The sequence below is a fragment of the Ochrobactrum sp. AN78 genome, from assembly GCF_029909885.1.
Taxonomy (GTDB): Bacteria; Pseudomonadota; Alphaproteobacteria; order Rhizobiales; family Rhizobiaceae; genus Brucella; species Brucella quorumnocens.
In genome coordinates, this window is the sequence record NZ_JASAMU010000012.1 from 125,748 (window position 1) to 148,471 (window position 22,724).

A 22,724-nucleotide genomic window follows, 5' to 3' on the forward strand; every position below is an offset into this window, starting at 1 on the left:
GTCCGCAGGACGGCGTGTTTATTCGCTGCGCCAGATGTCGTAAGCGCTTTCAGGAAGTTGCTTGAATGGACGGAAGCTTATGCCTTTGACATAGCCTGCAGCCGCAACCTGATCTTCAGGCTCGTACAGCGGCAAGGCATAGGCCTGATCCAAAATGGCGAAGTTTTGCAGCTTGCTGTAAAGCTCAAACCGTTTGGTCTGATCGAGCGTTGAGGCGGCTTCATTCAGCCATTGCGCCAATTCGGGTGCTGAAGCGCGGCTGTAATTGATATAACCGCCCTTATCGAGTGGCAGGTAATGCAGCTCGATATCGATAGCGTCTGTTGGTGTATTGGAATTGGCAATCGAGCCAAATTCGCCGGTCTTGCGGCGATCTGTGTAGGTTCCGGCATCCACGTAAACGATCTTGAGATCAATGCCCGCACTCTGGCGCGCCTGTGCCTGCAAAGCCTGCAAGAGAACGTCGCGCTGATCACGCACGGTTGCCTGTGCCTGAATAACTTCAATAGTCAGTGGCTTGCCATCCTTGGTGCGGAAGCCTTCCGCATTGCGCTCGGTCCAGCCTGATTCATCCAGAAGTTTGTTGGCAAGCTCTGGATTGGCGCCGTATTTTCCTTCGATGCTTTTGTCGTAGAACTGCGGATCAATCGGCGACGTGATGCCCCATGCGCGAGTGCGTTCCCCGCGATAGACAGACTTGAGAACGGCATCGACATCAATCGCAGCAACCAGCGCCTTGCGAACATTAAGCTCCTGCGTCGGCCCCCATTCGACATTGAGGAAAAGCGAATAAGGCGTGCCGGTGTTCAAAGCCGTCTGATAGGTGAAATCAGGATTGTCTTTGAACAAGGCCGCATCATTGCCGGACACACCTTCAATGACATCAACCTGACCAGAGGTAAGTGCGCCGGTTCTGACTGAGGACTCGCCTAAGAAGCGATAGGTCACTTCATCAAGATAGGCTGGACCCTGATGACCGGCATTTGCCGGTGCCCAGTTGTAATCCGGGTTTTTTACGAAGTTGAGTTCCTGTCCTTTGGCATAGCGCTTCAAAATGAAAGGGCCGGTTCCTGCAACCTCAGGTCCGCCGGATTTGATTTCTTCAGATTTGAATGCAGCAGGTGAGAGAATTTCCAGGCTGGCAATATAATCGAGAAATGGCGCGTAAATGCCTTTGAGCGTGAAACTGACGGTGTTTTCGTCAAGCGCTTTCGCTTCTGCAATGCGCGACACTGGCCCGGTGCTTGTGCTGCCGGAATAGGCCGGGTCTTTGAGCGCCGTAATGTTGGCTACGACAGCTTCCGCATTGAATTTTTCGCCGTCCGTAAACTTCACATCATCGCGTAGCGTGAATGTGTAGGTTTTACCGTCGTCCGAAATCTTATGATCTTTCGCAAGCCAAGATACATAACCGCCGTCAGCGGTGCGTGCGAGCAGCGATTCATAAGCATTGCGCAGCAGAAGCTTGGTTTTGTCCTGACCATTAAGCTGCGGATTGAGCGTTGCAGGCTGGGTTTCAACACCCCAGACCAGCTTGCCACCTTCAACGGGTTTGGCGTCCTCCGCGAATGCGATTTTTGGCAGTGCGACCGCTGCGAAAAATGCGGTTCCAAGTGTCAGGAAATATCGGCGATTAAGCATGTATCGGTCTCTCGTAAGAAGGATGAAATTAATCTTGAAGCCAGATGTCGTAGGCATTTTCCGGAAGCCGCTTGAAAGGGCGGAAACCAATGCCTTGAACGCGGGATGATGCGACGATCTGATCGGCAGGCACGTAGAGCGGCAGGCCATAGGCCTGTTCGAGCAGCGCAAAACGTTGTAACTCTCCGTAAGTCTCAAAGCGCTTTTTGGGATCGAGCGTGGAAGCGCCTTGGTCCAACCATTGGGAGACTTTGGGGTCTTCTGTCCGGCTATAGTTGATTGAGCCGCCCTTATCGCGTGGCAGATAATGGAAATAGATGGTGACGCCGTTTTCCTGCGTCGTGGTCGAGTTTGGAATGATGCCGTATTCGCCGTCTTTCTGACGGCTGGAATAGGTGCCCGTATCGACATATTGCAGCGCAATATCGATACCCGCATTCTGTCGGGCCTGTGCCTGTACCGCCTGTAACAGAATATCCCGCTGGTCGCGCACGGTGGATTGTGACTGCACAACCTCAATTGTCAGACGTTTGCCGTCTTTCGTGCGGAAGCCGTCCGCATCGCGTTCTGTCCAATCGGCCTCATCGAGAAGCTTATTGGCAAGTTCTGGATTAAACCCGTAAGTGCCTTCAATCGACTTGTCGTAAAAGTCTGTGTCGGCGGGCGTAAGAATGCCCCAAGCACGTTCGCGTTCACCGCGATAAACTGACTGAATAATGCGTTCGACATCGACGGCAGCCAGCACTGCTTTACGCACATTGACGTCGGAAGTGGGTTCGCGGGTGATGTTGAGATAGAGTGTATAAGGCGTTCCGGTATTGATTGAAGTTTGGTAGCTAAATTCCGGGTTATCCTTGAAAAGTTGGGCATCATTGCCCGAGATGCCTTCTGCGGCATCAATCTGCCCGGAAGTGAGTGCGCCGATACGCACTGAGGATTCAGGCAGGAAACGATAGGTCACATCATCGAGATAGGCCGGGCCTTGATGAGCGGCATTTTCGGGCGCCCAATTATAATCCGGGTTTTTAACGAAGCGGATTTCCTGACCCTTGATATAACGGTCGATAACAAATGGGCCGGTTCCTGCGACTTCTGTTCCACCAGCCTTCAGCTGCGTAGACTCGAATGCTTTGGGCGAGATCAGTTCTATGCCCGCAGCACCATCCAGAAAGGGCGCGTAAACGCGGTCAAGTTTTATGACGACAGTCAGTGGATCAACAGCCGTGACTTCGCTGACACGCGCGACATGGCCTGCACTGATGCTTCCCGAATAAGTGGGTTCTTTGAGTTTGCTAAAGTTGAGAGCAACAGCCGCCGCATCGAATTTCTCACCATCCGAAAACTTCACGCCGTCGCGAAGTTTAAACGTGTAGGTCTTGCCGTCTTCAGAAACTTCATAGCTCTTGGCGAGCCACGGCACATAACCACCCTCCGGTGTGCGGGCCAAAAGGGATTCATAGCTGTTGCGTAAGATGAGCTTGGCTTTGGCCTGACCGTTCAAATGGGGGTTAAGTGTGCTTGGCTCTGTCTCCACACCCCATGTGAGAGAACCACCACTGACGGGTTCAGCATTCGCTTTGGCTGAAGTGATTTCAGCACCAGCGGCAATGATCAGGGTAAGGGCGCTGGCGCCAGCCAGAAAAGCTCGTCTTGTTACCACGTTGAATATCCAGTGTCGGGAAAATGGGGGAGGTTATGCTGCGATTGCCGGGCGACTATTGGCGAGCAGCTCAATGGTTTTGAGACGATGCCTGCCTTCTGAAACAGGGCAGTCGATAACGAATTCAGCGATGTCCAACTCATGATGCAGGCGTTGAAGTTCAGTGTGAACATGCAAGGCTGTGCCACGGACGACACGGGGCGTGCGTTCTTCGATGCTGTATTGTGTGGCTCCGGCCTGTCGCACATATTCAAGCGCCTGTTCGTGGCTGCCGACATTGACCGGCTGTAGGCCTTCGACCGAAACACGGAAGCGACGAATATCGCCTGCCAGTTTTTCCGCCTCAGCATCGCTCTCAGCAACAATAACGCTGACGGCTAAAATGGCAGGGCGGTTCGCAATTGCCCGATAGGCTTCAACCGCTTCTTTTATTGCTGCCGGATCGCCCTGAATGTGCCCGGCGTAGACAAAATCCCATCCGAGGCGAGCAGCAAGCTCCGCACTTTCGACGCTCGCTCCCAAGAGGAACCGTTCAGGTTTTTGCGGCGGCACTGGATATGCGGCAATGCCATTTTCATCATCTGATTTCTCTGAACCATGATCGAGAAAGCCATCAAGCTCCGCGAGTTGCTGTTTAAAGGATGGCTTTCGGTCCGGGTCATAAGCCCCTTGCAGTGCGCGGGTTGAAAGCGGCAGGCCTCCAGGTGCTTTTCCGACGCCCAAATCGACACGACCTGGGGCAAGTGATGCAAGCAGATTAAAGTTCTCAGCGACTTTATACGCGCTGTAATGCTGCAGCATTACGCCGCCAGAACCAATCCGGATATGATGGGTATGAGCCAACAAAAACCCGATCAGTACCTCCGGTGACGAACTGGCAAGCCCCGGTGAGTTGTGATGCTCTGCCACCCAAAAACGGTGAAAGCCTGCGGCTTCTGCTTTCTGCGCAAGCTTAATCGTGCGGGCCAACGCCTCTTTGGCTGCTTCTCCATCATGAATGGGGCTCTTATCGAGAAAACTAAGCGCGTAGGGCATTTCATCCTCACTAACAAATTCAATGAAGATGTAATCTATGTTTTTTGTAGAATATTAATCGAGCAACGATCTTCCAATATTTGCGCACTCATTAAACGTTCATGCCGTGCAAACAGCCCAACAAAGATGCACCGTTAAAGGAAGATACTGTTCGATGGTGGCTTTTTGCTTCCACTCAATACACGTCGGACAGGATTTGTTTCAGCGGAGGCATTCTATGGTTGATACTATTATCCAGTCCTCTCTTTTGGACCCGGCAGCGCAGCCTCTCATTGATGGGCTGGTGCAAGAATATGACGGTCGATACGGCAATCTCGATCGTCCTGGTGGCGCGCGAACGGAAATCCTACGCTATCCGACAGAGGCATTTTCGGCTCCGCTTGGTGGTTTTCTGCTGCTTCAGCGCAATGGCGAAACCATCGCTGGTGGCGCTTATATGAGCCACGACGACGAGACAGTGGAACTTAAACGTATCTGGACGGCATCGCATTTGCGAAGGCAGGGGTTGGCTCGCCGCATTGTGTTGGCGCTTGAAGAGAGTGCTGGTGATTTAGGCTACACGCGCGCCTATCTATCCACCGGCTTTCGCCAGCCGGAAGCAACCGCGCTTTATATTTCGCTCGGTTATCGCCCACTTTTCGACACGTCGGTTGATGTGCAGCAATACCGCTCGCTGCCTTTTGAAAAGCATATAGGTGTTAAGTTGGGGCAGCCGATTTCCACCCCAATCTATCCGGCATCTGCCTCATTTGAAGAGGCAACCCAGCGGGTGCAGGAGCGCAAAGCAGTGCAAGAAGCAAAAATTCTAGCGCGGCTGCAAAGCTATCGCGAAACTGCCGCGTGAGAAGGGAAACGAACCATGCCTCTTTCACAGATTGAACATTTTGCCTTTCTCATTCCCGGCAGTCATTGGGAGAATGATCCCGTACGGGGTTTAGAGGACACGCTTCAGCTTTTCGAACATGGAGAGCGACTGGGATATGACAGCGCATGGGTGCGCCAGCGTCATCTGGAACGCGGCATTTCATCTGCCGCTACCTTCCTCGCAGCCGCTTCGCAGCGAACAAAGCGCATCGGTCTTGGCACTGCGGTCATCCAGCTTGGCTATGAAAATCCTTTCCGGCTGGCTGAAGATCTGGCGACCGTGGATTTGCTGTCCCATGGCAGGCTGAATGTCGGTGTTTCGGTCGGCGCGCCGCCCTTTGGGCATTTGATCGCTGATTTTGTGGATGCTGCTCCCATCGCTGATTACAGTCATGCGCGTGCAGAAAAACTGGCACAGGCACTGCGGTCAGAACCACTTTCGGGCCAGACTGAAGCAGGCAATGCCGCTGGAGCGCAAATCCCGCGTTTAAGACCCTTTGCCAAAGGGTTGACCGACCGCCTCTGGTATGGCGGTGGATCACAGAATTCAGCACGCTGGGCGGGGCAGGCTGGGTTTAATCTTCTGACGGGAAACATTGTCAGCGGTGAGAACACGGATGATTTTCTGATAGTCCAAAAAGCACTCATAGAACGGTTCCGTCAGGAATGGGTGCATGAGCGTGCGCCGCGTGTTGCACTTGGCCGGGTGATCCTGCCCACGGACAGCGCAAGTCCGGATGCGCGCCGTCGCTATGCGGAATTCGCCGCCGAACGCGACAAGCGAACGGGTTTCGCCCATGGTCCGCGCCGCACTTTGTTTCTGCCCGATATTGTGGGCACGACAGAGCAAATTCTGGAAACACTCGCGGCCGATCCTGTTCTGCCGCTTGTCTCCGAATTTCGGTTGGAGCTGCCTTACGAATTTCATGCCGAGGATTATGCGCAAATACTCACTGACTTTGCGCGGCTTCTTCCTGCCTCGGGCAAAAGCAAGCCGGAACTCAGCGTTGCTCGTGCTGGCTAGTTATCCAATCCATTCAATTACGATCGGAATAAAATCATGACGCAGTCTAAAGCCCTGCTCTTAGGCGTGGGTATCAGCGCCGCAGCCGCACCTCGAGCCAGCCTCAAGCAATCGCGGCAGTTCTGGACGGAGCTGACAAAACCGTTCGATGGTTCATTTGCATTTCTGACACTGGAAGATGAGTTCGCACACGAGGGCGGCGATGGGCTGGATGCCATCTTGCTGGCAAACTGGCTTGCACCACGTCTCACCAATATTGGTATCATCCCCGGTGCGCCGGTGAATTTTGTGGAACCGTTTCACGTTTCGACCGCCATTGCGACGCTTGATTATGTCAGCGAGGGGCGTGCTGGACTTCTTGTGCAGCAGCTCACAAACCAGCGCGATCTGGAAGCCAGCAAAGCGCTGGGTGCATTGAATGGTTATCCATCGCTTGATCAACAGGCGCTTAAAACGGACACTCAAGACGCAATCGAAGTTATTCGCAGGCTTTGGGATAGCTGGGAAGACGACGCAGTTATTCGCGATAAGAAAACGCAGCGGTTTCTCGATGCGTCCAAACTGCATTACATCAATTTTGAGAGCGACAATTTCCGGGTTCTCGGCCCTTCGATCACGCCGCGTCCACCACAGGGACAGCCGATTGTAGCTGCAACGCTTTCAAATCTTGATGAGTTGAATGTCGCCCGCAATGCGAATGTGGTTTTTGTTCCAGCAGATGAGCCGCTTATCAGGGCTGCTGGCGCATCCGTGCATGATCGCGCAGCGCCGTTTGTCGTCGCCGACCTCGCGCTTTCTGACACGCCAAGTGTTCAGGAAACGATTGATGTGGTTACGGAGAGCCAGGCATGGGGTGCTTCGGGCATAAGGTTGCTCTTGTCTGAACCGCAATCGCAAAGCGATTTCGTTCTCAAAGAACTGCTGCCCGCATTGCAGGATCACAAGCTTGTTCACAACGGCGAAGGCACCACGCTGCGGGCGCGGTTTGGTTTGCCGGAAGCAATCAATCGTTATTCAACAGCCGCCTGAGCGAAGGAACCGGGAAAATGACAAAGCTGAAGCAGGTTATTCTCGGAGCGCAGTTTCCGGGCGTCAACAATTTCACCGTATGGAGTGATCCGGCAGCGGGTAGCCAGATCGAGTTTTCTTCATTCCGGCATTTTGCTGAAACGGTCGAGCGCGGCAAGTTTGATTTCATCTTTCTTGCGGAAGGCTTGCGCGTGCGCGAGCAAAAGGGAAAGCTTCACGAGCTTGATGTTGCCGGTCGGCCCAATACGCTGGCTATTCTCACCGCACTCTCTGCAATCACCGAAAATGTGGGCCTTATTGGTACGCTAACAACCACATTCAACGAACCCTACGCGCTTGCGCGGCAGCTTGCCACCTTTGACGCTCTTTCCGGCGGGCGCGCAGGCTGGAATGTGGTGACGTCGCCGGGTGCATTTACTGGCGCGAATTTCCGGCGAGGCGATCATCTGCCCTTCAACGAACGCTATGAGCGTGCGCGCGAGTTTATTGATGCCGCGCAAAAAATCTGGGCTGGAGGCGATTTTGCTTTCAAGGGCAAGCATTTCGACATTGCTGGTCACTCAGATTTGGCACCGCTACCGCAAGGCGCGCCAGTTATTGCGCAGGCTGGCGACTCGCAGGAAGGGCGCGAGCTTGCCGCAAGCCACGCCGACGTCATCTATTCCCGCCATGGCACACTGGAAGCGGGGCAGGAGTTTTATCGCGATGTGAAGCAGCGTTTGGCTCATTATGGGCGCAGTCCAGATTCGCTGAAAATCCTGCCGGGTGCCAATTTCGTTTTGGGCGATACGCAGGAAGATGCGGAAGAAAAGCTGCGCGAAATCCGTCGCCAGCAGGTCAGCCCGAAATCTGCCATTACCTTTCTTGAGCAGGTATGGAACCGCGATCTTTCAAACTATGATCCGGACGGACCGCTTCCAGAATTGGAGCCGGATGTTGCACACGAGCAATTGGCTCTCGGGCGCGCCAATCGCTATGATGACCGCATTGATACGGCGCGTGCATGGCGTGAGCTCGCTGAACGTGACAAGCTCAGCATCCGTGACCTGATTATTAAGGTTACAGCGCGTCAGCAGTTTGTCGGCACGCCGCAGACGATAGCGGACGAAATCAACACCTATGTGCAGGCTGATGCAGCCGATGGGTTCGTTTTTGCTCCCCATCTTACGCCCGGAGGATTCGACGAATTTGTTGAGAAGGTTGTACCGATCCTTCAGGACAAAGGCGTGTTCCGCAGCGATTATGCCGGAGAAACATTGAAAGACAATCTCGGCTTATCAGCTTAACCGCTAAGAACAATGAGCAGTGGTGCGTAATTGCGTCGCTGCTGGTTCTAATTTTCTACAAAATCAGTCGAATATAGAAAGCGCATTCTCGGCCAATCTGTCGAGCGCTGCTACCGTGTGGCAGATTGATAAATCTGGAGTAATAAACAGACATGGGATCAACGGTAACATATCTCCGCGAGAGTATTCCGCAGTATGTTGAAGAGCCTGTAGATATCGAGGTTTCTCCAGGCGAGCTCAAGGCAGCTATGCGACAGCTTGCGGGTGGGGTAAGCGTTGTTACAGCAGGGTTTGATGAAGGGCGCACGGGCGCAACGGTGACGTCAGCGACGGCACTGTCTGTCGATCCTCCAACAATCATCGTGAATATCAACCGTGGTTCGTCGGTCTGGCCGGTGATCAGCCGCCACAACCATTTCTGCGTAAACATTCTGTCTGCTGGTCAGCAGGCTATTGCGGACCGTTTTGCAGGGAAAGATGGCGTGAAGGGCGCTGCCCGATATGAGGGCGCTGCTTGGTACGCCCTCGAAAGCGGTGCGCTGGCGTTGCATGACGCGTTGGCTTCTGTCGATTGCGCGGTTGAGGACGTTATTGAGCGCCATACCCACGCTATCATTATCGGACGGGCACTGAAGATTGTGACCGGCGGAGGCGAGCCGCTTCTCTATCATGGCGGCGGTTACAGGCTTCTTGGTCTTTAATGATCAGCGGTGAAGATGGTTAGCAAATGACCGGGGAGTACCATCTCCGGTTTATTTGATTTGTATTATCAGTATGAAATATTCGTTATTATTAATAAGAAATAAATTTTAATTGCATAGTATAATTTGAATAACCATTTCTACCATTGTCAAACTTCTATAAGTAAATTCAATCATCTTTATTTATATGTAGGGGTGATTGCATGACTTCCGAAAATAATAAATCTTATCTATCTCGGCGTGCTTTTCTGGGGGCATCCGCGATTGGTCTTGGTGCTGCAGCCGTTGGTGGTTCCAATGGTTTTGTGCGCAAGGCTTTTGCGCAAGGCACTACATCGTCTCCAAGGGTGATCAAGCTGGCCTGGGGGCAGACGGCCGTGTGTCAGTCGCCAATTTCGGTGGCACTCAAAAAGGGACTGTTTGAGAAATATGGCCTGACTGTTGAGCCTGTCAATTTCTCCGGTCCAACCGATCAGCTGCTTCAGGCAATTGCCACCGGCAAGGCAGATGGCGGCATCGGCATGGCGCTGCGCTGGCTTAAGCCTCTGGAGCAGGGGTTTGACGTATCACTGACGGTCGGAACGCATGGCGGCTGTATGCGCCTTCTGGCTGCACCCGATTCAGGCATCAATTCCATCGCCCATCTGAAAGGCAAGAAGGTTGCCGTCAGCGATCAGGCAAGCCCGATCCGCAACTTCTTTGCTATTCAGGCGGCCAAGCAGGGTATCAACCCAGATACCGAAATCGAGTGGCTGCAATATCCGGCCGATCTCTTTGCGGAAGCCTTGAAGAAGGGCGAAGTGCAGGCCGTGGCTGGCGATGATCCGCACGCCTTCCTCCAGCGCGAGCGTGATGGTCTCAAGGAAGTCGCGACCAATCTTGATGGACAGTACGTCAACTCCGCCTGTTGTGTGCTGGGTCTGCGCGGCAGTCTGGTTCGTGATGAGCCGGAAGTTGCGAGTGCCCTCTCGCGTGCAATCGTAGAAGCGCAGGCTTGGACTGCAGCGCATCCTGATGAAAGCGCTGAAATCTTTGCACCTTTCGTTCCGGGCAATGTCTCTGCAACGGACGTGGCGCGTATCCTGCGCAGTCACACGCATGACCATCATTCGACGGGTGATGCCTTACGCAAGGATGTCGCTCTGTTTGTGGATGAGCTCAAGATCATCAATGTCATCCGACCAAATACCAATACGGATGCATTTGCCGAAAAGATCGTCGCCAATGTCATCACCTGACACAGTCTATATCTCGTCAAAGGACGACGCGCGGGAGGCTCTGCCCTCCGCGCTTCGTCGCTCGCTATGGCCGTTTGTGGCGGTGATCGCCTGGGCTATCGTCAGTGCGATTTCCGTCTTCCTTCCCAATGTGGTGGTTGGCTTTGCCGAACCGCTTTATGTTCGTGAAACCAATGGCTTGTTCATCGGTTGGACGATCCTTCTGGCAGTCGGTGCAGCATTGGTTGCGGTCTATCCGGTATTTGGCAAAAGGCTGGTTTACTGGTCGCCATGGCTGACGGCTCTTGCGGTATTTTTTGGTGTTTGGGAATTGCTTACGGCCAAGTTTGCAGCGCTTCCTGTGCCGTTTTTCCAGCCACCTTCGTCTCTGCTCGAAGTCTATCTCGATGATTGGCCGCGTCTGCTCGATAGCCTGTATAACTCGTTCAAACTGCTGGCTTCGGGTTTTGTGCTTGGTGCGATTGCTGGTTTTCTGACCGGTATTTCCATCGGCTGGGTACAAGCAATCGGCTATTGGGTTCATCCGGTGTTGCGGTTTCTGGGGCCAATTCCATCGACTGCACTGTTGCCGATGGCGTTCTATTTCTTTCCATCGGGCTTTTCAGCCGCAGTTTTTCTGATTGCACTGGCGACATGGTTTCCGCTTACGGTTCTGACATGGTCGGGCGTGGCGAGTGTCGATAAAGCCTATTACGATGTTGCACGCACGCTGGGCGCCAGTCAGTTGTTCTTGATCCTACGCGTCGCAATCCCCGCAGCATTGCCACATGTTTTTGTCGGTCTTTTCATGGGGTTGGGTGCATCTTTCTCGGTGTTGGTCGCCGCCGAAATGATGGGCGTCAAGTCCGGTCTCGGCTGGTATCTGCAATGGGCGCAAGGCTGGGCCGCCTATAACAATCTTTATGGCGCGCTGATTATCATGGCGATTGTGTTTTCCGGGCTGATTACGCTGCTCTTTACGGTGCGTGATCGCGTTCTGACTTGGCAGAAGGGGGATGTGAAATGGTGAATGCGGCCCTCAAACAAACGTCTGCCACTTCCGCTGATGAAAGCCGTGGCTTCCATATTCAGGTTGAAAATGTGAGCCACCGCTTTGGTCTTGAAGGCAAGTCATTGCCGGTTCTCAACCACATTGAGCTTAATGTGAAACCCGGTGAGTTTGTCGCCATTTTGGGTCCATCGGGTTGCGGCAAGAGCACGCTTTTGCGGCTCGCTGCCGGACTGGAACCGCCAAGCGAAGGGCGGATTCTGGCCGATGGCGAGGAAATACTCGGTCCTAATCCGTCGCGCGTGGTGGTCTTTCAAGACCCCACACTTTATCCGTGGCGCACGGTGCGGAACAATGTCGCTTTGGGGCTTCAGGCGCGGGGCGTGCTGAAAACTCAGGGGCATCGCATTGATGAAGCGATTGAGCTGGTGGGATTGTCGGCCTTTGCAAATGCCTATCCGCGCCAGCTTTCGGGCGGCATGGCGCAGCGTGCAGCCTTGGCGCGTGCGCTCATCAATGATCCGAAATTGCTCATTCTGGATGAGCCATTGGGGAAACTCGATTCCCTGACGCGGCTTGCAATGCAGGCAGAGCTTCTGGATCTCTGGCAGCGCAACGGCTTTACCACATTGCTCGTCACGCATGATGTCGAGGAAGCGATTTTCCTTGCACAACGGGTCATCATCTTTGGCAACCGTCCGGCAAGCATCGAAGCCGAACTTAAAGTGGATCTCAGCTATCCGCGCCATCGCGGCGATCCGCGACTGGCGGAACTGCGCAGGCAGGCGCTTGCGCATCTTGGGCTGGATGCCGACTGGTAAAATCAGGAAAGAAAAATGTTCAAAAAAGCAATTCTTACAGCGGCCCTTTTATTGGGGTCGATGACGCAACTTTATGCTCATGCGCATCTCGCACAATCCGAGCCAGCCGAAGACGCAGTGCTTAATAAAACGCCTGCCACTGTTTCCATCGAATATACCGAAGCGCTGGAACTCGGCCTTAGTAAACTCGTCCTCAAGGATGAGAGCGGGGCAACTATCGAGACCAGTAAGCCTGAACACATTGGCGGCAACACCAAGACGCTTTCGGTCACACCGCCAGCTTTGAAGCCGGGTACTTATTCGGTTGAGTGGGGCGCTGCATCGGTCGATACGCATCGCACCGAAGGCGCGTTCAAATTCAAGATTGCTAATTAAGGTCGCCGGGCGCAATGACTGGAATTGATATCGTCATTGTGCTCGTGCGATGCCTCAATCTTGCGGGCCTCGCAATGCTCGCAGGGGCGCTATTTTTTCGCATTTTGCTTGTTCCACGCGGAATAAGTGACGTCAAACTTGCGTCTTTTGTGAGAATTTCGTGTCAACTTTGTGTCTATTCTGTGGCTATCAGTGCTTTTGGACTGGTTCTGTGGGTGCCGCTTCAGTTCTCACTGTTGTCTGGTGCGAACAGTTTTTCTGATGCATTCGCCTTTTTCCCAAGCGGACTTTTAGGCACAGGCTTCGGTGTTGCATCGTGCCTGCGCGCATTGGCAATCGTGCTTGCTGCTTTGCTTTTGCCGTATGCGATAAAGTCTCAAGCCATACGTATCCTTTTGTTTTTGATCGCTGTTTTGGCGCTTGGTCTCCAGATTCGCATGGGGCACGCCGCAGCAGCTGATACTATCTGGCTGCCGCTGGCGGTTTCTGCGCATGTGATTGCCGGTGCTCTATGGTTTGGTTCGCTACTTCCGCTCTATCTTCTCTTACGTGTTTCGCGAGATGACGGCTTGCAGGCAGCACAGCGATTTTCGCTATATGGCATTGTTTTTGTTGCAGTTCTTGTTGTTGGTGCCGCAATTGCAGGATGGCTTTTGACTGGTGGTCTGCCGGGGCTAGTTGGTACCACTTACGGCAGGATCATGATCGTGAAGATCGCGCTTCTGGCAGCCATGCTGACACTTGCAGCACTCAATCGTTTCTGGCTGAGCCGTGCTGGCAGCAGCGGGCGTGGAATTGGCTATGCGCTCATCTTTGAGGGAACAATTGGCCTAGCCGTGTTTCTCGCGGCGTCACTTCTCGCCACACAACCGCCCGGCGTACATGAAGACATCATCTGGCCTTTCGCCTATCGTTTGCGCGACAATATTCTGGCTGATGCGTTTCTCGTCGATGCCGCATGGCGGAGCTTCAAGTCACTTCTTCTGGCATTTCTGATCGGTATTGGATGCCTTTTTCTGCCGAAATGGCGATGTCAAGCTATTGTTATCGCAGCAGTTATCGGGTTCGTGTTGTTCCAGCCACCACGCATCGGATTGTTTGTTCAGGATGCTAATGAAGCAAGCTTTTTGCGCTCGTCCACATCCTATACGTCCATCGCAATTGCGCGGGGTGCTGCGGCTTTCGGAAACAATTGTGCATCCTGTCATGGCAATGATGGGCGCGGGCGCGGTGAACAGGCAACAGGCGATCCGGTATGGCCACCTGATCTGACAGCACCCTTGTTTGCGGATCGCAGTGACGGCGAAATCTTCTGGACGATCATGCATGGCAGAAAGTTGCAAGACAGTCGGCAATCCATGCCCGGTTTTGAAACGGTGGTGGATGCGAAAGCCGCGTGGTCGCTAGTGGATTATATCCGCACGATTGCGTCCGCCCGAACGATCAGTATGCCTGCGCTTGATGGTGCGGTTTATCCGGCGGCAAGCCCACGGATTAAGGTCTATTGCGGGGCCAGACGGCATGAGGTCGGTCGGCAATCCGACAATTTCTGGCTGCTTCTTCTTAAGGGGGAACAGCTTGAAGCCTTTGCGGTTGATAGCAATGGCATCACGGCACAATGCGATGTTTCCGAACAAACTGCGGCTGTGGCTATGCAGCTTCTGACACCAACTGCCGATGGGACAAGCTTTCTCGTAGACCAGAATGGCTGGATACGCTTTCGATGGTCAGGGCATGAGAAGTTAGAACCTTCAATCCTTGAGGCAGCAATCAGCAAGGCTCGTGCGAATCCGGTCAGCCTATCGAATAGGGGACATCATTCATGATGATCCGGACAGCGTTGCTACGCGAATATAAATGCAAAGAGGCCTCCTGCAATGGATTGCAAATCTATGTGCCGGGCGAACTAAGTGAATAATTTTCTTAATAAAATTCGGCGGTTGGTGAAAATTAGATGTCGAATTTTGATGCCTGTTGGCAAGAGGGAGTGGACCATGGGTAACATACGCAATGGCTTTTCGGAGCTTGTCGGCAATACGCCTCTTGTTGCTTTCTCAAGCCTTCAGAAGAGCAATGACGTTTCTGTGCGGCTTCTCGCAAAAATCGAATATCTCAATCCCGCTGGCAGCATCAAAGACCGTACAGCATGGGGGATTATTCGGGATGCCGAGCGTGCCGGTAAAATTAAGCCGGGGGACCTTCTGGTAGATCTGACGAGCGGAAATACCGGCATTGGTATTGCGGCTGTTGCTGCCGCAAAGGGCTATCGAACGAAGTTTTACCTGCGTGATACGATCAGCGAAGACAAAATCAATATCCTGCGTCAGTTCGGGTCTGAAATCGTGCTGATTGATAATGACGAATTGCTGGAAGTGGGAGCGCTGCAAAAGGTGCTCGATCGCATTCGCAGCGAAAATCCGGGAGCTTATTACACAGGCCAGCGGTCCAATCCTGCCAATCCTGCAATCCATTTTGAAACGACTGGCCCGGAAATCTGGCACGACACGGATGGTGAAGTGGATATTCTGGTCAGCACAGTGGGCACTGGCGGGACCATTTCAGGGGCGGGAAAATATCTGAAAGAAAAGAAATCATCTCTTCGCATCATTCTGGTGGAGCCGACGGCAGATTCTGTGCCTTCCGCCGATAATCCAAAAGCCGAAACCATTGAAGGCGTTCACAAAGTCACCGATATCGATGAGACCATTCTGCCTGAAAACTACGACAAGACTATTGTCGATGAAATTGTTGCGGTGACGACGGAGCAGGCTCGACGTGCCGCATTATCGGTTGCGCGGGAAGAGGGCTTCCTGGTCGGTACGTCTTCCGGGGCTGCGATTGCTGCGGCCCTTCACATCGCAAAGCGCCCGGAGAATGCGGGAAAGACCATCGTTGCCGTTCTGCCTGATAGCGGAGAGCGCTATTTGTCACTGTTTCAAGAACCAGTCATAGCTGACTAGGGGCTGGTTCGATTATCATTGAATTCAAAAGAAAATAACGAGCAAGTAATCAATATTATATAGTTTATATTAGTTTTGTTTGTCGAAACTATAGAATATAATTTTGTTGAGTTGTGTAATTATATCAATTTTGAATGTTATTATAAGAAACATTATTTGTCATATATTTTACAATAATTAGATATAATTGCCTTAATTGAATTATCCCTCTGAAATAGAACGACTTTGTTTATTGTTAGTGGGGATAATTATGATTCTGAAAAACACTGTAATCGGTTCGGCATTCGCTGTTCTTGGGGTAACACACGCAAATGCAGCCGATGCAATTGTAGCGCCGGAACCGGAGGCTGTAGAATATGTGCGTGTCTGTGATGCTTACGGAGCGGGTTATTTCTACATTCCGGGAACGGAAACCTGCCTGCGTATCCATGGTTATGTTCGTTACGACCTGAGGGGAGGCGATAACGTCTATTATCGTGGTGCAGGTATCAGCCGTGCTCCGGACGGAAGTGCTTATAATCTGAGCCCGCGTGGTAAGTCCTATGATACCTGGACGAATAATACGCGTTTCACATTACGCACATCGACGGCTTCCGAAACGGAGCTTGGTACGCTTTCGACCTTTACTGAAACCCGGTTCAATTTCGGTAATGGTGTGGATGCCGGAACGACGCTCAACCGTGCGTTCATCCAGCTTGGCGGTCTGCGCGTTGGTCTGGATGACACGGCATTCTACACTTTCACTGGATATTTCGGTGATGTTTTGAATGACGATGTTATCAGCGCCGGTGGTTATCGCACCAATCAGATCAGCTACACATTCAAGGGCGGTAACGGCTTTTCGGCCATTATCGCTCTTGAGCAGGGCAACAATGTTGATGTCGACTGGAATGGCGTGATTGATGATTACACACCACATGTGGTCGGTGGTTTGAAATATGCTCAGAGCTGGGGCTCGATTGCCGGTGTCGTTGCCTATGATGCCGTCAACGAAGACTGGGCCAGCAAGGTTCGTCTTGATGTCAATGTAACCGAACAGTTCTCTCTCTGGCTGCTCGGCGCATACAAGTCGAATGATGATCACTATGTTCACTACGATGCAGGTGGCGCTGTCGTCCATGATGGCGGCAGCAGCAGCTATCGGGGTGTGCGTGTCATCGACAGTTTCTATGGAACATGGGGCGGTGATTGGGCTGTCTGGGGTGGTGCCAAGTTTAAAGCCACCAGTAAGGCAGTCTTTAACGTTCAGCTGGCTTATGAAGATGCCAAAACATTCGCAGCGAGTGCAAACGTTGCCTATCAGCTGGTTCCGGGTTTCACCATCACCCCACAGATTTCCTACACCAAATGGGATGACAAGAACTCAATCCTGAAAGGTCAGGATGCATGGCAGGGTGTGGTCCGTTTCCAGCGGTCATTCTGATCTCGTAGTAAAGCAGCTTTTCAGCTGTGAACCATGGAATGGCGGCTTTGGCCGCCACTTCTCTCATGGGACTTTTTTCCATTAATCTCGGTCTAACAAAGGTCGATATTCCTACTTTCCGCACGTGAATAGCTTGAACTGCCTCGTTTCTGCTGCATAGCAAACGCTACAATGAACACTAGACCATTAGATCGTAAATGCCATGGATAGGAGGTGTGATTATGATGCAAGCGCAGTCAGATTATCAGCATTCTTCATCGCCGAGCTATACCGAAAGCGGAAGAGCGCGAGGGACCATTGCGTCACTATTGGCCGCTGTTGAATCTGCCAAGCAGGAGGCGAATGAGAGCCTACGTCGTGCTCAGTCTGCCCCGTTGCCGCATATCGCAGACAATACGATTTTCATCGCACTGTTTGAGCGACATTTATCTGATCGTGAAATTTTGTTTTCGAAAATACGTCAGCTTGACGATGCTAAGGCGTCTTTGCGGGCTTGAGGACGAGGGCATTTTCATTTCATAATAGCCGGGGCTTGGCACAAGGTTCGTTTAAATAGGAAGAAGTGCATTGACTGATTTTGCATCCAGAATGACGCTGACTGAGGAATTGGTTTCGCTGAGCATTCGGGCAGAAGTAGATCGGGGGCCGGAACCAAATAGGGTTCCGATGACTGATCTTGATGTGCAAAAACTTTCAGAAAAACTGTATCTCGAAAGTGGCAAAGATCCATTATGGGTGTTCGCTTATGGCTCCCTTATATGGAAACCGGATTTCAATGCCGTCGATTGGCGTTATGGCGGACTGAAGGGCTGGCATAGGTCATTCTGCCTGAGGCTGACACGCTGGCGCGGCACACAAAGCCAGCCCGGTTTAATGCTTGCTCTAAAGCGTGGCGGCAGTTGCAATGGAATTGCCTTCCGGCTCTCCGACGAAGACAGGTTGGGCCAGATTCAACGCATGATCCGTCGAGAGATTAGCTCGATAAGTGACGCATCGAGTATTCGCTGGGTGTCACTTGAGACACCTGAAGGACCAGTGCGGGCGCTTACATTCTGGGCTGGACCACGCGGAGAGCGGGTGTTGAACGGTTTACCGCTTGAGACGGTGGCCCGAACATTGGCGCGTGCCTGTGGACATATTGGGTCCTGCGCGGAATATTTGTATCTCACAGTCAAGCATCTGGAAGAAAAAGGCATCCGCGATCGCAATCTATGGAAGCTTCAGGAGCTTGTGGCGACGGAAATCGCAGAACTTTACGAGCTGAACAAGCAGGCATCCGCTACTTCCCATTCAGGCGATCTGTGCCTTTCTCACTAAGCTGATATTAAGCAACAGACTGAATGTGACATTTGGTCTGTTGCGGTAGACTATTAATCCGCTCGATTTAGTGCAAAGCCTCCGTTTATAAAATCGGCGGAGGTTGTTCTATGCTTACGAAAAAGGGGAAATACGGCCTCAAAGCGCTGGCGCACCTCGCTTTGCTTCCCCCAGGGGAGAGCGCATTCGTTGCCGACATCGCCACTAAAAACAACATTTCGAAAAAGTTTCTTGACGCAATCCTGTTGGAGTTGCGCAACGATGGTATTTTGCGTTCGAAGAAGGGGCCAGGCGGTGGTTATAGTTTGGCAAAACCAGCCAGCGAAATCACGATGGGTCAGGCCATCCGTGTTTTGGATGGGCCTTTGGCGCCTATTCGCTGTGCCAGCCGTACCGCCTATGAACCTTGCGAAGATTGCGAGGATCATAAGGCCTGTCAAGTTCGTCGTTCGATGCTTCTTGTCCGCGAGGCAATCGTTGGCGTTTTGGATGCTATGACGCTGGATCAATTTGCGCTTAATGGCGGGCTTGAAGATGATGGCGCTGCGCCTGAATGGGCCAAGCTTACTGCGTAGCGACCGATTACTTCCGATATGCGATCGTGTAGGTCAGGCTACCTTCCGTAACTTCTTCAATTTCAATAACGATATCGCGTATTTCGACGGTCTTCTGATCTTGCGGAAAGTGGGAGGTCTGCCCTGTCGCTGGAGAGTTCAAATCTGCGATCGAGTAGCCGCGAACCTCAAACTGCATTTCCCCATTTTCGATCCCCAGAAAAGCAATATCGTAGATCGTTCCGCTTTCATCCGGGCTGTAGTCATCGGTATCAGGAACCTCCAATCCCTTAGCATAATCGCGTGGCGGGGCGATCGGATTGCCAGACAGAATGAATTGGGAGTGTCCGAAAGTGTCCGTGCCGGGTGCCGGTTGTTCCTGCATTTCCTGCTGTGCAATCGCTGCTTCTGCCCCTGCGGCAGGTCCAGCACTTCCAATGGCAACATGAGAAATTGCAAAGACTGCATTGATGGTTGATGCCAGGACAAGTGCGCGCAGTGTTCTGTTCATTTCAGATGCTTTCTTGATCATGATCTAATACCTATACTAAGGCTGGCATCGATCACGGCTTGCAATGGAACCTTGGAACTTCCGTATCTTCTGCCAGAACGAAAGCAATCATTTTATCGCATTGCAAACATCCACAGGTGAGTCAATTGCCTGTTCTGTGGACAATACTGAATTGACCTTTCTCCGATCTTCCGTCTAGTGTTCGTTGATATAAGGCATTTTTTGCCGAGACGAGCTTGTAAAGCGCATCCCGAAAAGAATGAAACATTTTCGAACAAGATGCGCGTTAAAACAAACGGTTAGACCACCGGTCCGATTTAATCAGATCGAAACGGGCTGCAAGAAAGTTGTCTGATGAACTCAGTATGGACCAAGTGGCTTATTAGTATTGTATTTGGCATTTTGTTGGCACGTTTTGGATTTGGTCTCTTGGCACCATTGGCAATGGCCTTTTTTCCAGCCCAGATGGACACCGTGACTGCTGCAACGGCCAATTCAGACAGCCTTGATAGTGCAATCATCATTGCAGTGCTTGTTCAGCTACTCGTGGTAGTTGTGGGGGCTGTTTGGTTGTCCCGATTTGAAACGCGCAAACTTCAAATGGGTTGGGGCTGCTTTGTGCTGGGAGCTGTTATCCTCCTCGGTTTGCTTGCTACGCTATTTGTTTCTGGCCCAGCTATGCAGGAAGGCGCGAACCTTGGGGCGTCGGGTCGTAACGATGCAGCCACCGCGTTTTTGTTCTGGTTGTTCGTCCTAGTATTGCCAATGGCAATCGGAGGCGGGCTGTTGACCGTCATCGGTTGGGTGATGATTTCAAAAGGACGGCGCGAGTTGCAACACAAGTAGTTAGGTCCTCAAGGTTGTAGATAAAGGACCAATTTATTGGGCGGTAATCCACTATCTGCTTAGACGAATGAACAATTACCGATTGACATCAATCTGTTGAATCGTATTGCAATAAATGAATTGAATGCAGATCAGAGTTTTGGGCGGACGGATGCCTTATTATCCGGGATAAAAGCCGTGCCATATTGATGAAATTAGCGGAATGGGGACTTTCGAATGCGTCTGTTGGGTGCGGTTTTCTTCGCGAGTTTCATCGCGTCCAATCTTCCTGCCCATGCAGAATTTGAGAGGGAACTAGGCCCACTCGCCTCGGCTGCATCATCGCAGATTGTTCAGGGTTGGACCGGGGCCGCACATGATGGATGGTTTGTTCTCAATAACCAGCAGGCCAGCGCTACGGAGCAGACACTGGTTCTCAATGCCGGACCCGCGCCTGAAGCTGGTCGCGCAACAAAGGTAACAATTGCCGTCAATTCGTCGAAGCCTAGTGCTTCTTTGGGGCTGATTGCATCCAATCCCGCCAATAAGGCGATCTGTCTTATGGAGGTCGTCGCAGATAAGAGCGTTAAGCTTTTCTGCATGGAAAATGGCCAGCAGCGCAATATTGCAACGATACCAAACGTCGCCAAGCTCGACGGTACCGACGTCATCGAGATGGTCGAGGTTCCCGGTGTAACACGGTTCCTTCTGAATGGAAGAATGATTGGCGACGTTCAGGGCTCACCAGCTCTCGGTGCACAAATCGGCGTAATGGCGTACGATACTGGAATGTTCGGGATCGCCAATTTCAGTATCACGTCTGACGGCGAGAACGTCCCAACACAACCAATTGTTGGAAGCGGGCAGGGCGGTGGTGCGGCGCCACAGACAGCCGATACCGGCTCACAACCCGCGCCGCAAACGGCCGATAATGGCTCTCAACCTGTGTCGGGTTCAGGGGGAGATTCTGGCCCGTTACCGGACTTTGGTGGTGATGGAAACCGGATCGCCTCGGTGTATTTCGGACTTATGCGCAGTATCTTTGCGCATGAATTTGGTCATGCCTTGATTGGGGAGCTACAACTCCCGTCGACTGGTCCCGAAGAGGATGCCGTCGACATCTATTCCGCTCTACAGATTGTCGAGCCAACCATGTATCCATCAGGCGACAAAGAAGTCGACGACATGGCAATTGGAAGCGCGAGCTATGCTGCGCTGCAATGGTATTACAGCGGCAAACTCAACGAAATGAAGGGTAGCGCGCCTTCACCATGGCAGGACGAGCATACGGCCGATCTAAAGCGTTTCCGTAACATGCTTTGCATCATGTATGGCGGAAACCCGAAAGTCTTCAGTTCGATTGCCGATGGAGTGCAGTTGGACGAACGGACACGGTTCCGTTGTTCAGATGAGTTCAACAAGCAAAACCGTGCCTGGCGCAAAATTCTTGCCCCGCATACCCGTTCGGGTGAGTGGCATCCGGAAGGCGAACAGCCAGCAAATGCGCCGGGAGCTGCTATTAAAACTGTGTTCGAACCTTCATCGCGCAGAGTGGGTAACTTTTATGCGGCGAAGCTGTCGGGCGCTTTGACGGGCTATTTCGATAACTTGTCTCAGACCTATGTGCTGCCACGACCGATAACCGTTACGTTCCGCGACTGTGGTCAGTTGAACGCTTGGTACGATCCAAAAGAAGGATCGATCACCATGTGCTATGACTTGTTTGAACATCTGGCGGTCATGATTTCTGACGTTGAGACTGGAAGTGCTCAGGGCGGTTCTGCGGGACAAACCACCAATGCCTCGGCTCCAGATTCAGGTGGAGCGGCAGGCGCTGACTTAGACGAGTTGCGCGATGATGGTGTTGCCGCGAGCATGGTACTATTTCAGTCACCATATGTTGGACCAACACCGAATAAGCACGCCAGAGCGACGGTTATAACCACCGTTGAAGTTGTGAAGATTATCACGAATGGTCGAAAAACTCTTTTCGTCGATACAAGCGGTCTGCAAGAGACTTTGCAAAACGCCTATTCTCTGCCGGATGCCGGGCGCGACGGCAGCGTTACGGATAGCCTGCAGCAACCTTTAGATGAATGGCTGACTGAAAAGGCTGGCGGCGACAAGAGCGTGGGGGTTGTTTTCTTCGGTAAGGGGCTGCGTGACCGTTCATCCTATAATGCTGCATTGCGCGCGGCCACGCTTGGCTGGACGACGTTCTGGTATCGTGGCGGACTTGAAGCGTGGACTGGAAACGGCTTGCCAGTGAGCAAGTAACGGGCTGGGTTGATAGTTGATATCCGCCCGAACTGGAACTGCTCGGACATTAAACGAGAGAACGACCGGAATCCCTCAAGACCTTTTGCTCTCTTTCGCCCAAACAACAAAAGGCGGAGCCTGAAGAGGCTTCGCCTTTTTGTATCTGACCTGCTTGCGCCGGTCTTAGTTTTGATAGCTTGAAGGCGATGCATC

General features: G+C 52.4%; 21 protein-coding genes. 17 read left to right on the top strand and 4 right to left on the bottom strand.

The window, feature by feature from the left end:
• Positions 1 to 18: 18 nt before the first annotated feature.
• The 3 genes from QBD00_RS19390 to QBD00_RS19400 are packed head-to-tail and all read right to left on the bottom strand — an operon-like array spanning position 19 to position 4,336.
• Positions 19 to 1,641, bottom strand: coding sequence for an ABC transporter substrate-binding protein (locus QBD00_RS19390; protein ID WP_318580294.1), 1,623 nt, complete (start codon positions 1,639 to 1,641; stop codon positions 19 to 21).
• Between the two features lie 28 nt (positions 1,642 to 1,669).
• The gene (locus QBD00_RS19395; RefSeq protein ID WP_318580295.1) at positions 1,670 to 3,301 is read right to left on the bottom strand and encodes an ABC transporter substrate-binding protein; all 1,632 of its coding nucleotides are present in this window, start codon (positions 3,299 to 3,301) and stop codon (positions 1,670 to 1,672) included.
• A gap of 33 nt (positions 3,302 to 3,334) precedes the next feature.
• On the bottom strand, positions 3,335 to 4,336 hold the full coding sequence (locus tag QBD00_RS19400; protein WP_318580296.1) for an LLM class flavin-dependent oxidoreductase: 1,002 nt from the start codon (positions 4,334 to 4,336) through the stop codon (positions 3,335 to 3,337).
• 217 nt (positions 4,337 to 4,553) lie between these two features.
• Here QBD00_RS19400 and QBD00_RS19405 point away from each other — a divergent pair, with 217 nt between their 5' ends.
• The 15 genes from QBD00_RS19405 (at position 4,554) to QBD00_RS19475 (ending at position 18,937) form a co-directional block, all read left to right on the top strand.
• The gene (locus tag QBD00_RS19405; RefSeq protein WP_318580297.1) at positions 4,554 to 5,180 is read left to right on the top strand and encodes a GNAT family N-acetyltransferase; all 627 of its coding nucleotides are present in this window, start codon (positions 4,554 to 4,556) and stop codon (positions 5,178 to 5,180) included.
• Positions 5,181 to 5,195: 15 nt separating this feature from the next.
• Positions 5,196 to 6,224, top strand: a complete 1,029-nt coding sequence (locus QBD00_RS19410) for an LLM class flavin-dependent oxidoreductase (RefSeq protein WP_318580298.1) — start codon at positions 5,196 to 5,198, stop codon at positions 6,222 to 6,224.
• A gap of 36 nt (positions 6,225 to 6,260) precedes the next feature.
• Positions 6,261 to 7,253: an LLM class flavin-dependent oxidoreductase gene (locus QBD00_RS19415; protein WP_318580299.1), complete on the top strand. Its 993-nt coding sequence runs from the start codon at positions 6,261 to 6,263 to the stop codon at positions 7,251 to 7,253.
• 17 nt (positions 7,254 to 7,270) lie between these two features.
• Positions 7,271 to 8,539, top strand: a complete 1,269-nt coding sequence (locus QBD00_RS19420; protein ID WP_318580300.1) for an LLM class flavin-dependent oxidoreductase — start codon at positions 7,271 to 7,273, stop codon at positions 8,537 to 8,539.
• A gap of 152 nt (positions 8,540 to 8,691) precedes the next feature.
• The gene (locus tag QBD00_RS19425; protein ID WP_151091523.1) at positions 8,692 to 9,240 is read left to right on the top strand and encodes a flavin reductase family protein; all 549 of its coding nucleotides are present in this window, start codon (positions 8,692 to 8,694) and stop codon (positions 9,238 to 9,240) included.
• A gap of 203 nt (positions 9,241 to 9,443) precedes the next feature.
• On the top strand, positions 9,444 to 10,478 hold the full coding sequence (locus tag QBD00_RS19430) for an ABC transporter substrate-binding protein (protein ID WP_318580301.1): 1,035 nt from the start codon (positions 9,444 to 9,446) through the stop codon (positions 10,476 to 10,478).
• Positions 10,465 to 11,487, top strand: a complete 1,023-nt coding sequence (locus QBD00_RS19435) for an ABC transporter permease (RefSeq protein WP_151091521.1) — start codon at positions 10,465 to 10,467, stop codon at positions 11,485 to 11,487. The genes QBD00_RS19430 and QBD00_RS19435 overlap by 14 nt, the downstream gene beginning before the upstream one ends.
• A complete protein-coding gene (locus QBD00_RS19440; RefSeq protein ID WP_318580302.1) occupies positions 11,481 to 12,287 on the top strand; it encodes an ABC transporter ATP-binding protein in 807 nt (268 codons plus the stop codon). The genes QBD00_RS19435 and QBD00_RS19440 overlap by 7 nt, the downstream gene beginning before the upstream one ends.
• A 15-nt stretch (positions 12,288 to 12,302) precedes the next feature.
• Positions 12,303 to 12,662, top strand: coding sequence for a copper resistance protein CopC (locus QBD00_RS19445; RefSeq protein WP_318580303.1), 360 nt, complete (start codon positions 12,303 to 12,305; stop codon positions 12,660 to 12,662).
• 14 nt (positions 12,663 to 12,676) lie between these two features.
• A complete protein-coding gene (locus QBD00_RS19450; protein ID WP_318580304.1) occupies positions 12,677 to 14,488 on the top strand; it encodes a CopD family protein in 1,812 nt (603 codons plus the stop codon).
• 168 nt (positions 14,489 to 14,656) lie between these two features.
• A complete protein-coding gene (locus QBD00_RS19455) occupies positions 14,657 to 15,622 on the top strand; it encodes a cysteine synthase family protein (RefSeq protein WP_318580305.1) in 966 nt (321 codons plus the stop codon).
• A gap of 250 nt (positions 15,623 to 15,872) precedes the next feature.
• Positions 15,873 to 17,045: a porin gene (locus QBD00_RS19460; RefSeq protein WP_318580306.1), complete on the top strand. Its 1,173-nt coding sequence runs from the start codon at positions 15,873 to 15,875 to the stop codon at positions 17,043 to 17,045.
• 221 nt (positions 17,046 to 17,266) lie between these two features.
• Positions 17,267 to 17,542 (top strand): hypothetical protein, encoded by a 276-nt coding sequence (locus QBD00_RS19465; protein WP_151091515.1) that lies wholly within the window; start codon positions 17,267 to 17,269, stop codon positions 17,540 to 17,542.
• 91 nt (positions 17,543 to 17,633) lie between these two features.
• Entirely contained in the window at positions 17,634 to 18,362 is a 729-nt protein-coding gene (locus tag QBD00_RS19470; RefSeq protein ID WP_318580314.1) for a gamma-glutamylcyclotransferase, read from the top strand.
• Between the two features lie 110 nt (positions 18,363 to 18,472).
• On the top strand, positions 18,473 to 18,937 hold the full coding sequence (locus QBD00_RS19475) for an Rrf2 family transcriptional regulator (RefSeq protein WP_318580307.1): 465 nt from the start codon (positions 18,473 to 18,475) through the stop codon (positions 18,935 to 18,937).
• Between the two features lie 7 nt (positions 18,938 to 18,944).
• On the opposite strand, the gene QBD00_RS19480 is transcribed toward QBD00_RS19475, so the two are convergent.
• Positions 18,945 to 19,448 carry a hypothetical protein gene (locus tag QBD00_RS19480; protein WP_318580308.1) on the bottom strand — a complete coding sequence of 168 codons (504 nt, stop codon included), beginning with the start codon at positions 19,446 to 19,448 and terminating at the stop codon, positions 18,945 to 18,947.
• Positions 19,449 to 19,781: 333 nt separating this feature from the next.
• On the opposite strand from QBD00_RS19480, the gene QBD00_RS19485 reads away from it, so the two are divergent.
• Together QBD00_RS19485 and QBD00_RS19490 are read left to right on the top strand one after the other, a co-directional pair.
• Positions 19,782 to 20,273 (top strand): hypothetical protein, encoded by a 492-nt coding sequence (locus QBD00_RS19485; RefSeq protein WP_318580309.1) that lies wholly within the window; start codon positions 19,782 to 19,784, stop codon positions 20,271 to 20,273.
• Between the two features lie 216 nt (positions 20,274 to 20,489).
• The gene (locus tag QBD00_RS19490) at positions 20,490 to 22,529 is read left to right on the top strand and encodes a DUF4344 domain-containing metallopeptidase (RefSeq protein ID WP_318580310.1); all 2,040 of its coding nucleotides are present in this window, start codon (positions 20,490 to 20,492) and stop codon (positions 22,527 to 22,529) included.
• Positions 22,530 to 22,724 lie beyond the last annotated feature (195 nt).

What these genes read in the sequence shown, in the direction of transcription:
- QBD00_RS19405 (WP_318580297.1), top strand. Translation starts at nt 4,554, where the DNA reads ATGGTTGATACTATTATCCAGTCCTCTCTTTTGGACCCGGCAGCGCAG.
- QBD00_RS19420 (WP_318580300.1), top strand. Translation starts at nt 7,271, where the DNA reads ATGACAAAGCTGAAGCAGGTTATTCTCGGAGCGCAGTTTCCGGGCGTC.
- QBD00_RS19455 (WP_318580305.1), top strand. Translation starts at nt 14,657, where the DNA reads ATGGGTAACATACGCAATGGCTTTTCGGAGCTTGTCGGCAATACGCCT.
- QBD00_RS19470 (WP_318580314.1), top strand. Translation starts at nt 17,634, where the DNA reads ATGACGCTGACTGAGGAATTGGTTTCGCTGAGCATTCGGGCAGAAGTA.
- QBD00_RS19440 (WP_318580302.1), top strand. Translation starts at nt 11,481, where the DNA reads ATGGTGAATGCGGCCCTCAAACAAACGTCTGCCACTTCCGCTGATGAA.
- QBD00_RS19425 (WP_151091523.1), top strand. Translation starts at nt 8,692, where the DNA reads ATGGGATCAACGGTAACATATCTCCGCGAGAGTATTCCGCAGTATGTT.
- QBD00_RS19460 (WP_318580306.1), top strand. Translation starts at nt 15,873, where the DNA reads ATGATTCTGAAAAACACTGTAATCGGTTCGGCATTCGCTGTTCTTGGG.
- QBD00_RS19410 (WP_318580298.1), top strand. Translation starts at nt 5,196, where the DNA reads ATGCCTCTTTCACAGATTGAACATTTTGCCTTTCTCATTCCCGGCAGT.
- QBD00_RS19415 (WP_318580299.1), top strand. Translation starts at nt 6,261, where the DNA reads ATGACGCAGTCTAAAGCCCTGCTCTTAGGCGTGGGTATCAGCGCCGCA.
- QBD00_RS19475 (WP_318580307.1), top strand. Translation starts at nt 18,473, where the DNA reads ATGCTTACGAAAAAGGGGAAATACGGCCTCAAAGCGCTGGCGCACCTC.
- QBD00_RS19400 (WP_318580296.1), bottom strand. Translation starts at nt 4,336, where the DNA reads ATGCCCTACGCGCTTAGTTTTCTCGATAAGAGCCCCATTCATGATGGA.
- QBD00_RS19390 (WP_318580294.1), bottom strand. Translation starts at nt 1,641, where the DNA reads ATGCTTAATCGCCGATATTTCCTGACACTTGGAACCGCATTTTTCGCA.
- QBD00_RS19445 (WP_318580303.1), top strand. Translation starts at nt 12,303, where the DNA reads ATGTTCAAAAAAGCAATTCTTACAGCGGCCCTTTTATTGGGGTCGATG.
- QBD00_RS19450 (WP_318580304.1), top strand. Translation starts at nt 12,677, where the DNA reads ATGACTGGAATTGATATCGTCATTGTGCTCGTGCGATGCCTCAATCTT.
- QBD00_RS19485 (WP_318580309.1), top strand. Translation starts at nt 19,782, where the DNA reads ATGAACTCAGTATGGACCAAGTGGCTTATTAGTATTGTATTTGGCATT.
- QBD00_RS19490 (WP_318580310.1), top strand. Translation starts at nt 20,490, where the DNA reads ATGCGTCTGTTGGGTGCGGTTTTCTTCGCGAGTTTCATCGCGTCCAAT.
- QBD00_RS19480 (WP_318580308.1), bottom strand. Translation starts at nt 19,448, where the DNA reads ATGATCAAGAAAGCATCTGAAATGAACAGAACACTGCGCGCACTTGTC.
- QBD00_RS19465 (WP_151091515.1), top strand. Translation starts at nt 17,267, where the DNA reads ATGATGCAAGCGCAGTCAGATTATCAGCATTCTTCATCGCCGAGCTAT.
- QBD00_RS19430 (WP_318580301.1), top strand. Translation starts at nt 9,444, where the DNA reads ATGACTTCCGAAAATAATAAATCTTATCTATCTCGGCGTGCTTTTCTG.
- QBD00_RS19435 (WP_151091521.1), top strand. Translation starts at nt 10,465, where the DNA reads ATGTCATCACCTGACACAGTCTATATCTCGTCAAAGGACGACGCGCGG.